Origin of the sequence: Leptolyngbya sp. FACHB-671, assembly GCF_014695745.1 — a bacterium.
Classification (GTDB): Bacteria; Cyanobacteriota; Cyanobacteriia; order Elainellales; family Elainellaceae; genus JAAUTN01.
Genome location: NZ_JACJOV010000065.1, coordinates 1 through 9845, shown reverse-complemented (window position 1 = coordinate 9845; position 9845 = coordinate 1). Strand labels below are relative to the sequence as shown.

6 protein-coding genes, 1 tRNA gene and 1 pseudogene are annotated in these 9845 nt (G+C 45.0%); 3 read left to right on the top strand and 5 right to left on the bottom strand.

The genetic code is table 11. The features are described 5' to 3' along the window. Nucleotides 1-113: pseudogene (locus H6F93_RS07950) on the bottom strand (photosystem II q(b) protein); the annotation flags it as partial. A gap of 146 nt (nucleotides 114-259) precedes the next feature. Then, nucleotides 260-1339: a hypothetical protein gene (locus H6F93_RS07945; protein WP_206755713.1), complete on the bottom strand. Its 1080-nt coding sequence runs from the start codon at nucleotides 1337-1339 to the stop codon at nucleotides 260-262. A 602-nt stretch (nucleotides 1340-1941) separates the two neighbouring features. On the opposite strand from H6F93_RS07945, the gene H6F93_RS33305 reads away from it, so the two are divergent. Together H6F93_RS33305 and cofG are read left to right on the top strand one after the other, a co-directional pair. Continuing rightward, complete coding sequence (locus H6F93_RS33305) at nucleotides 1942-2712, top strand: helix-turn-helix transcriptional regulator (RefSeq protein ID WP_199313555.1); 771 nt, start codon at nucleotides 1942-1944, stop codon at nucleotides 2710-2712. An 11-nt stretch (nucleotides 2713-2723) separates the two neighbouring features. Beyond that, the gene (gene cofG, locus H6F93_RS07935) at nucleotides 2724-3698 is read left to right on the top strand and encodes a 7,8-didemethyl-8-hydroxy-5-deazariboflavin synthase subunit CofG (RefSeq protein WP_242043350.1); all 975 of its coding nucleotides are present in this window, start codon (nucleotides 2724-2726) and stop codon (nucleotides 3696-3698) included. Here cofG and cpdA read toward each other — a convergent pair. After that, nucleotides 3672-4466 carry a 3',5'-cyclic-AMP phosphodiesterase gene (cpdA, locus tag H6F93_RS07930; RefSeq protein WP_190679996.1) on the bottom strand — a complete coding sequence of 265 codons (795 nt, stop codon included), beginning with the start codon at nucleotides 4464-4466 and terminating at the stop codon, nucleotides 3672-3674. The genes cofG and cpdA overlap by 27 nt on opposite strands. 262 nt (nucleotides 4467-4728) lie before the next feature. Here cpdA and H6F93_RS07925 point away from each other — a divergent pair. Further along, nucleotides 4729-4799: transfer RNA gene (locus H6F93_RS07925), tRNA-Cys, on the top strand. A gap of 1480 nt (nucleotides 4800-6279) precedes the next feature. Here H6F93_RS07925 and H6F93_RS34585 read toward each other — a convergent pair. Then, nucleotides 6280-6414, bottom strand: a complete 135-nt coding sequence (locus H6F93_RS34585; RefSeq protein WP_277882833.1) for a hypothetical protein — start codon at nucleotides 6412-6414, stop codon at nucleotides 6280-6282. Between the two features lie 162 nt (nucleotides 6415-6576). Beyond that, entirely contained in the window at nucleotides 6577-8781 is a 2205-nt protein-coding gene (gene cas12k, locus H6F93_RS07920; protein WP_190679995.1) for a type V CRISPR-associated protein Cas12k, read from the bottom strand. Nucleotides 8782-9845 lie beyond the last annotated feature (1064 nt).

Here is a 9845-nt window from a genome sequence, read left to right as displayed (position 1 = left end):
ATCATCAGAACGCCGAACCAGCCTACGTACAGGCGGTTGTCGGTGCTGGTTACCCAGTTGCAGAACTGCTCCCACAGTGATGCGCTCTCGCGCCGCTGTAGAGTCGTTGTCATAGTTATTGAGTGCTTGGTTAAGTAAGAGGACGCATCAGATAATTGCGTCGTATTAGGAGTATAAGACTTTCGTTGCTTTTTGTAAAGTTTGACAGGAGATTCTCATTAAATACAGTGCAATGAAGCTGTGACCCAAAGACTCAAACCTACTCTGCTCTTGCAGTCTTGGGCTTTAAAGTACTCAAAGCTTGCTTAATGTCTAGAGCCAGGAAATGATCTAGCGCTAGATAAGCTCTGTAATAAGAACGCTGAGATTCCTGATGCGTTTTCTGAAAACCTAACGCCTGCCGCAACTCTTCACAGGAAGGGCTAACGACCAGCGAGTACAAATCACAAAGATTCGGAAAATCGTTCTGCATTTGAGCCAGGGTTTGCTGAGCATCCTTCAGAAAACTGTAGATGTGCTGTCCCTGCATGTAGGGAGTGTCAATGATCCAAGCGCGAATGAAGACAGAAGTGCAGTCCAGATCCCCGGGAGCAGCCATCTTAAACGGATCGACATCGGTATCAGCTGTCAAAAAGAAGTTGCGGCTGGGCGGCAAGAAGAAACTATCTTCTGATTCGCTGCTGACTGGATAGAAAATACTAATGCCAACTGGGTTCAGGTTGTCTGATCTGCGTAAGACTCTCATACAAGCAGAGTAGTTCTGTGACCAGTTTCTCAAGCACTTAGCGGTTTTACGGGCGGCTGCGGCAGCAGAAACATCTCGAAGAATTTCGGTGTAGTTTTTGACAAATAGGTTAGCAACCGGAATAACGTCAGTTCGTGGATTAAAAGCATCCGGGTAAAGCTGGACGGATTCTAGAGATTCAGACTGCTCAGCAAAAATTAGCTCTGGTAGGTCTCGAATTCTTAAACAGAGCGTTTGTCCATCAAATCGTTTTTCTAACAAACCTAGACCAATCAGGCGATCGAGCATCATTCCCGCAGCGCGATCGCTCCCTTTTTCCTGTTGACCATAAAATAGCTCTGCTGCTTCTCGGTGGGTACAGGGAATCATTTCCGTCATCGGATAAAGTCGAGTAAGTGGTTGGTCTAACGCCTCCCCTCGCTCCTGCTGCGACTTCAATAGCAAGTACGCCCACAGTTTGACAAAATATTCTGCTCGAAGGCGCGTTAGTCCCCCCCTTTCTTGTAAAGCGGTGATATAGCTGCGTTGCCGTTCTATTGGAAACCACCGATCTAGTGACTCTGGGTTAACCATCGGTTGAGAAACAGAAACCATATTTATTTCCGCTGTCTGTTATGAGGATTTGCGATCGCATTACAAAAAAGCGTGTAATTTTAAGTATCGAATGTACCCAAACGGGTGAGCCACTTCACAAGCTTCAGTTCGATAATCTAAACATCACCTGATTAAGCAACCCAAACTGAGCGTTTTACCTGATGGATAGGATCGAGTGGTAGACAACAGCGGTTGATCCACTTCCAAGTGATTCTCTTTCGGAAAGTGGACGGCTTTCACCACAAACGCTGTAAGTCTACAAGCTATTCCACTCAGCAATGAGGCAGAACATAGTTCTGCCAAGTAACTCTACGGGGCAAACGAGATTGACCCGTTAGCAGAGCAAGCTTTTGGTAGATATTCAAGGATTGGATATTGCTCTGCAATATCCAATCCACTAATTTTACATCCGTCATTATTCCGCATTTTCGCGGACAGATTGCCGTAACTATAGAAAAACTTCACACTGCTTCAGTGCGCTTCACCCCACTTCAGCTTATATGTGCTAACTTCACCCTACTAGGGCTACTTACGGCCAGCTCATTGCGAGTTCACTTTTGCAACCAGCAGAATGACCTCAAAGCCTGATGAGTACTAAACCTATGTCAATCCGTCTTTGCCCCACCTCTCAAGAATCATTTGTTACGATGCATTCTTCAGTTGAGTACGGTTTGTCAACAAAGCCTCTTTTCAACAAAGCAAATGCTGGCTTAAAGCCTTCTAAGCTTGCCCCAAATAAGCCTGTCCCAAACAAGCTTGCCCCGAAATCTGAACCTCCTAGAGTAGAAATTCTTTCAACTGACTCTACTGATTCGAGTGAATTTTGGGGTGCTTTGGTTGATTTATTGCCAGAGGGAGTGATTGTTGTTGCCCCAAATATGCGTCTGGTTCACCTCAATCTCAAGGCTAGAGAACTTTGTCAACAGCTCACCCAGAACGATTGTGAACTTAGTGTTTTGCCCTCTGCGCTAGCTGAAATTTGCCACCGCTTAATTAGGAAGTCTGGTTCAGAGGAACACGTTCTAATTGTAGAAAGTGAAACTTCTACAGGACTACGACTCCGTATTCGAGCGCGCTGGTTTAGCCCAAAACCTGCTCACGGTGAGAACGCTAGTCCTGTCAATCGTCAGTTCATCCTGCTTCTGATTGAGAGCCATAACGAAGTTTTGCAGGAAGAGCTTTGGATTGAGCGCCGCAAGTATGACTTGACGGAGCGAGAGGCTGAAATTTGGTTACTGCTGCGTCAGGAATATAGCTATCAGGAGATTGCTGAAGCTTTACGCATTAGTTTGAATACCGTGAAAACCCACATCAAAAACGTCTATGCTAAGAGGCGCAGCCATCAAGGGCAGGACAGGCTGCTGATGTTTTAGGGGAATTGGTTTTGTCTACTCAGGTTGTGACCTATAGCCCCGCTTATACGGTGGTGCCAACCTACGAATGCTTTAACCGCTGTACCTACTGCAACTTTCGCGTCGATCCAGGAACAGATGACTGGATGTCTTTGCAACAGGCAGAGGAGCAGTTAAAGCGGCTTCAAGATCGGGGAATTATTGAAATCCTGATTTTGAGTGGTGAAGTGCATCCGCTTAGCGCGCGACGGCACGAGTGGTTTCACCGGATCTATCATCTGTGTGAGTTGGCACTGTCGCTAGGTTTTTTGCCTCATACAAATGCTGGACCGTTGAGCTTTGCAGAAATGGCTCAGCTTAAAACGGTGAATGTGTCGATGGGGCTAATGCTAGAACAGGTCACACCTGAGTTGCTCAAGACTGTGCATCGGCACGCTCCCAGTAAGGAACCCGCTCTGCGTCTTCAACAGTTGGAGTGGGCAGGAGAATTGCGTATCCCTTTTACAACAGGGCTGTTGCTAGGGATTGGTGAGACAGTCGCCGATCGCCTGCAAACATTAGAGGCGATCGCCCAAGTCCACCAGCGTTGGGGACACATTCAAGAAGTAATTTTGCAGCCCCACAGCCCCGGACAGCAGCAAAGCTGGCAGGGATCTGCTTTTGAGATTGACCAACTATTGGAAATGGTGGCGATCGCCCGTGACATGCTGCCGCCAGAAATTACCCTTCAAATTCCTCCCAATCTAATTCCTGATGCAGATCTTTTAATTGCTTGCATTGAAGCAGGTGCAAGAGATTTAGGTGGTATTAGCCCCAAAGATGAGGTTAATCCGGACTACCCTCATCCACGGGATGCAGCATTGAATCAAACTTTAGTAGAAGCGGGCTGGCAGCTTTTGCCTCGTTTACCGATTTATCCTCAGTACGATAGTTGGTTATCCGCTCCACTACAGCTTGTGGTTCAGCGATGGCGTAACAGCTTAGTATCCCGTTGCAGCAAAGTATAATTGGTTAACACAGTCTATACGCTCTACCCGAGTACTGTAGTTTCCGTCTGGATCAAGATACAGCAATCGAAATCCTGGCTTGAGCTGATCCAGGGCAAAGTTTGCGCTGTTGGGCTTGAATTGCACGCAGGTCGAGGGAGTTCCTAGATAGCGAACACTGTGCCGCCAGTGATCAAACTCTTGATGAATGTGACCAAACAGTACTAGCTTGACCTGAGAATAGCGGTCGAGCACGGCAAACAGATCTGCTGAGTTCTGCAAATTAATTTCATCTATCCAATTTGAACCAATAGGAAAAGGCGGGTGATGCAATGCCAACAGGGTAGGGTGGGGATTTGCCTGGAGCTGCTGTTCCAGCCAATTCAAGCTTTGGGAGGAGAGCTTGCCGTCCACTCGACCCGAAACTGCTGAGTTAAGTAACACAAAATTCCAGCCTCCTCGTTGAAACGTTTTTTCGGCTGAGATGGGCGCAGTATTCAGAACCTGCTCCATAACGGAAGGAACATCATGGTTCCCAGGTAGCCAGTAAACGGGAATTTTTAGAGGTAGTAAAAACTGATACAAACAATAATAGGATTCAACTGTCTCATCTTGAGACAAATCGCCTGTCAACAGGAGTAAGTCTGGTTGAGGCTGCAATTTTTGTAAGCAACTCAACACTGCGTTCAGAGATTTGGCAGTTGGTAAACCAAGCAATTCCTGACTCTTGCCCGCAAATAGATGAGTGTCTGTAATCTGAGCAATGAGGAGGGGGGAGGGGGGAAGCATAGCAGTTAAGGTGAGAGCCGCAAAGATTTTTTAGAAATGAAGATGATGCTTTGATAAAGTAACTTTGAAGTAAACTTAAAAACGCGATCGCATACAGATCTTTTTGTGATTTACATCACAATTCGCCGATTTGCTACAATTTTGCTTCAGCCAAGCAAAATTGAAGGATGTGCCTCAGCGAGGAACGTCTTTCAGAGTTTTAGAAGAGTCGTAAAGATGGTACGGAAGACCCAAAATTTGATATATTGATGATTCAACGAGCGGCGGCATGGCCAAGTGGTAAGGCAGGGGACTGCAAATCCCTTACCCCCAGTTCGAATCTGGGTGCCGCCTTTTTGTACTGTACATTTGTAGAGCGAAGGAATAAATGTCCGTAGCGAAGGATTAAATGTCACAGCGAAGGATTAAATGTCACAGCAGCGAAGAATTGAGTGTCAATTCGTAGGATAGGCGAAGGAATACGTGTCAATTCGTGAGAGACAGCGAAGGAATACGTGTCAACTTGTAGGTGAGAGCGAAGGAATATATGTCAATTCCGAAGACCTATTAATTCCTAATACTCCAAAATTTTAGCTTACTCCCGAGATAGGTCTTGCCTTATGGCAAGCAAAAAGGTTTGCTCATCTCTCACAATACTTGTAGGGGGAAGGGAAAGAGGCAGGGGTCTGCAAATATTTAAGCGTTGTGAAGCGATCGCTGCAAGAAGCAGAGTTTCGCTACTACAGAAAAATTGGAATGGCTAAGGAATGCGGAACGAGCTCAACGATGTCTCAAAAGATGACTGTGCTCCGGATGTCGTACTGGAAACTAAGGTAATTTGTTTCTTAGTTGACCCAAGCTCAGCGAAACAGTTTTAAACATTGGGATCGTCACGCTTCGTCTCTCAACTCCCCGCAGACACTTATCAAGTAGAAAGAGATATGCCCTCACCTTGCCTGTATCCAAAGAGGCGATTGCGCCAGACGATTTGCATAAATCGAGAATCAAAAGCCCTATCCTTCCAACTTACCCGCATCCAGAAAGGCGATGCGCCCATCAGTTGTGTTTGCACTCCGGCTACCAACCACAGTCCTCTTTCAACTTACCCGTATCCAAAAAGGCGATTGCGCCGCTTCGGACTCCCCTATGACGAGGGGTACATTTACTTTCAACTTACCCGTATCCAAAAAGGCGATTGCGCCAGCAAAAGAGTCTTGTTACTCAATTAGGAGCAACATCTTTCAACTTACCCGTATCCAAAAAGGCGATTGCGCCAGCCAGCTTACTGGCGAAGAATATGAGCGAGTTCGTCTTTCAACTTACCCGTATCCAAAAAGGCGATTGCGCCGATTAGATGCACTATCGCGCAGGAGGAGGGGACAACTTTCAACTTACCCGTATCCAAAAAGGCGATTGCGCCTTCGTAAGTAGCAAGCTGATCAAAAGGTGCTGGAATCTTTCAACTTACCCGTATCCAAAAAGGCGATTGCGCCCAATCATCGCAATGAGGCTGCGAATTATGGCTATTAACTTTCAACTTACCCGTATCCAAAAAGGCGATTGCGCCGAAAGAGCTGGCTGATACAAACCTGCGGGTTTCTCGCTTTCAACTTACCCGTATCCAAAAAGGCGATTGCGCCTCTATAGTCTAAAACCTTTCATCGGTCTGAGTTTCATCAGCGGTTTTGCCAAAGGTATATGCAGCATCTTAAAAAAATTAGATTCAGTCTGGATTGAAAGTTTACTTATGCTGCCAAACCTTTGAACTGATGGGGATTTTAGAACTTTGGCAAAGGTACTGGGATTTTTCATCCCGCTTCGGTTTGCCAAAAATTTAGGGGAAGTCCGATGGTTTCATCGGCGATTCAGCCTGCCATGCATCTTCGCCAAACTTGGTCTGATACACAATCTTGCTGTACTGCCAGGCAAACAAACGTTTGTCACAAACAGTAGAGAATCGCGAACTCACAGCGCTGAATTGTTCCCACCTTGCGGTAGCGTGAGTAAGCGGGCAGTGCTAGGGACGGAAAGCAATGAACCTGTCCCATTTCCTAAAACTCGCATCGTAGTGACGCTAGTCTGGTTCGTGCGCCAGTACTAATGTACCGTAAAAATCACCAAAACTTCAATGCTAAGCAGATTTATTAGGACGAGATTTTTCTGATTTAGCTTTATTCTTGTATGCCTCGATCGCCTTGTATACCTCGATCGCCATCTGTTTTCCCTGTTCCTGAGAACTGCCTTGGAGCGGTTGCCGCCCGATCTTCACTAAAATCCCCTCCTTCTCGGCTTGATTGGTGATGTATTTGATCAGACGTTCGTAACTCCACGAGTGGATCTTCTCATTTTGAGCTTTTGCAAACTTCTTCTCAATACCTTTCCATCCGCCACACTCACGTTCTGCAAACGCTGCAATTTCAGCCTGCTTCCGTCGCCTGTAATCATTCATGTCAGGTAAAACGATACAACCTGACTGATGCTTCTTGGCAAAATCAATTACAGCGTTTGCAGTGTGTTTATCGATTGTGTCACCCAAATTTGATTCTCCAAACTGGTCGTTAGCACCCCGCTTCTGGTTCTGAGTACGGCGACGCAAGTTTAGTTGCCGTTCAAACTGTCTACGTTTGACTAGTTCGTAGTTCTTGCCAAGTAATGCCTTGAGACCTCGACATTCCAGAATCTTGTCTGAAGTAGCATCTGCGATCGTTGCTGTGGTCAACCCACTTGAACCAAGCGCAACACCAGTAACAATATGAGGTTGTCCAGCGTAGAGGGGTTTACTGGGACGCTCATAGTTATTGTCATAATTCTCTAGTCGTCTCAGAGTTCCAGATTGACGACTGTGACGGTCCTTACGAGTTTTCGTTGATTCACCCTTCCCTTCTAATTCGGCAATATTCTTTTCTAAGGTTTGAAGTGTTTTGGCAGTGGATTTCTTTTGCTTTTCGATGTCAAGCTCGGTTCCCTCTTTACTTAAATACCGGGTTTCTATTGTGCAATGTAAGAATAATTGATACCGATTCCAGGGAAAGTCCGGGTCATAAAACTCCGGAGCAGGTAAACTATCGGGTTTAATGTCAGCGGACTGCCCTTCGCGATTGGCTCGCTTGTTTGCAACTTTCCGACGACGCACGATCCTATTTTCATTCTTCTTGTACTCCCTCCAGATCAAAGTTGCAGAGCGCACCAGAAACAATGCAGATGTATTTTTGGTCGTATCTTCGTCATAAATTTTGCGCTCTTCTAGAGCTTGCCGTACAGCATGAATATGACGGTAATCACCAGCAACTTCAAAAGCATATTTCTCGTCAAAGCTCTTAAAACAAACGCAAACTCGCTTTCGAGGTTCAGTGTTGGAGTTCTCTTTCCCAGCTTGCAAATTCTCGGCTTGTAACCCCTCAATCTCCGTATCCCTGGAGTTCTCTTCATCTGACTGTATATCTTTAATCTGAAATCTTTCAGGTTCAGCCCAGATTAAGTCATCACTACTTTCAAACAAAATCGGATGTGGCAGGAAAGTTTGCTTCTTGAGTAATGCCGATTCTATTGAATTCCACTCAGTTTCATCTTCTACAACACCGATCGATGCAATTTCATCCAGAATGTCTTTACCCACCCACGGACGCCCCTTCGGTAGACGGCTTTGCAATTGTTTTTGAAGGATCTCAGTTTCTTTTTGCTTGCGGTGAATGCGATCGCCTAGTTTTTTGACATCCTCCTCAGTTTCATCACTTTTGATTTTGAATCTGTTTTTGATTAAATATGCAACCGCACACTTCTCTAGTAAATCGTCTGTTGTGCGGTGTTTGTCATATAGGATTTTATAGATTCCCCCCTCGATCGCTTTCTTACTTTTCTTCTTGCTATCCTCAGAGATTTGGGCATTCACTTCGCTTAAAACGTCTTTCGCCCTATTATGTAGGGCATCCAGGTCACAGCTACTGATCGCTATCAACTCAACATCCGTTTTCAGAACCTCAATGGAATGAAGCAGTTTGTTCAACTCATCCTGACGCTTTGCCTGTAGAGCTAACCAGGATTCATACGTGTTATTTGTAACTAACCGTGCTGAAACAAAAGCACGCTCAGACATGGTTTCAAATTGGGGTTGCTTCTTAAGCGATCGCCACAGACGCTTTAAATCATCAGCGTCTACCGCGTTATTGTTTTGCCAATTAGCAAAGTTAGGATGCTGAGCTACCTGAAGATTTAGTTGATTGATCAGTGGAGTATGCTGCTGGATCATCAGTTCCCAGAAGTAGCGCCGCACTTCTTCCCTGTCTTTAGGCGTTTTTCCTAAAGCATCTAAGCGAAAAGAATATGTAACTTTGCTCATAATGCGTACCCTGTGACTCTTAGATGTATCTGTGAGCAAACTTGATAGCTAACCTTTCAAAAGCCATTTCTAGAAGGGAAAATTGCTTGTTCTTCTTGACTCAGAAAACGTGGACAGCATGTTAAAGTACTTATAGTACGTATTTACTAGTTTGAGTCAAGTTTTTTCGACTTTTTGTCTTAAATGCCAACACTACTCAATTTTGGCAGTCAACAGCCACAGTGGAAATTACCAGTTTATAATGATTCTAAATTGTCATAGTGGCAAATAAGATGACAATGGCTATTGCTCCTCAGTCCCCGGCTCATAGACACTGGGCTGTATTAGAAGCGTACCTCCAGCCTTTAAAAGATGAGCACATGGAACTCGATGAGTTTCTAAAACACTGGAATGTGACAAGGGAAGAGATAGCTTATATCTGCGACTGTTCGCTTACTACAGTGAATCACTGGTTCTCGCAGGGAGAACATCGTAGGTTTCCTTCTGAAAAGCACAAGCAGAAGCTTGCGCTCGCTCATCACATCTGGACAACGATCGAGACTGAGCCGGAGTATCTTCAGACGCTCCGTGAAATGTACATCAAAAAATATCGAAAACAATAAAAAGTTGCTTGTCAAATGGCAAGTTTTTTGTAGTGATTAGATAACTTTGCTGTGGTTATTGGGGAAGCAGCTACTTCATTAGACCTGTTGCAAAATAACAACTAAAATCGCTGAAATGCTTACAGAGATTGGGGCTCAAGGATTTCGATTAAAAATTACTGAAATGCTTTCTAGGAGCAGGTTTCAAGGATTTTTGAGCTTATTCCGCAACAAGTCTATTACTTAATCAATAGAGATAGGTCTCGTCCGCTACAGTTATTTTGGTATAAATGGGCTAGGTAGACATTTTGGTCATTGGCTTATCAAGCCTAGGTTCAGATAAAAATTTTGCGAATCACTATTATCTGTTAGGGGTTTGCGATTAAATAACACCCCGGTCATAAAGGAAAAATGGTGATATCCCACTTGGGTAACGTTTTAGAGCGTTGCCAAAAGGGAAGGTAGGGTTCTAATTCTTCAGCC

Excerpts from the sequence above, each read along its gene's own strand:
- cas12k (WP_190679995.1), bottom strand. The coding sequence starts at position 8,781 with ATGAGCAAAGTTACATATTCTTTTCGCTTAGATGCTTTAGGAAAAACG.
- H6F93_RS07945 (WP_206755713.1), bottom strand. The coding sequence starts at position 1,339 with ATGGTTTCTGTTTCTCAACCGATGGTTAACCCAGAGTCACTAGATCGG.
- cpdA (WP_190679996.1), bottom strand. The coding sequence starts at position 4,466 with ATGCTTCCCCCCTCCCCCCTCCTCATTGCTCAGATTACAGACACTCAT.
- H6F93_RS33305 (WP_199313555.1), top strand. The coding sequence starts at position 1,942 with ATGTCAATCCGTCTTTGCCCCACCTCTCAAGAATCATTTGTTACGATG.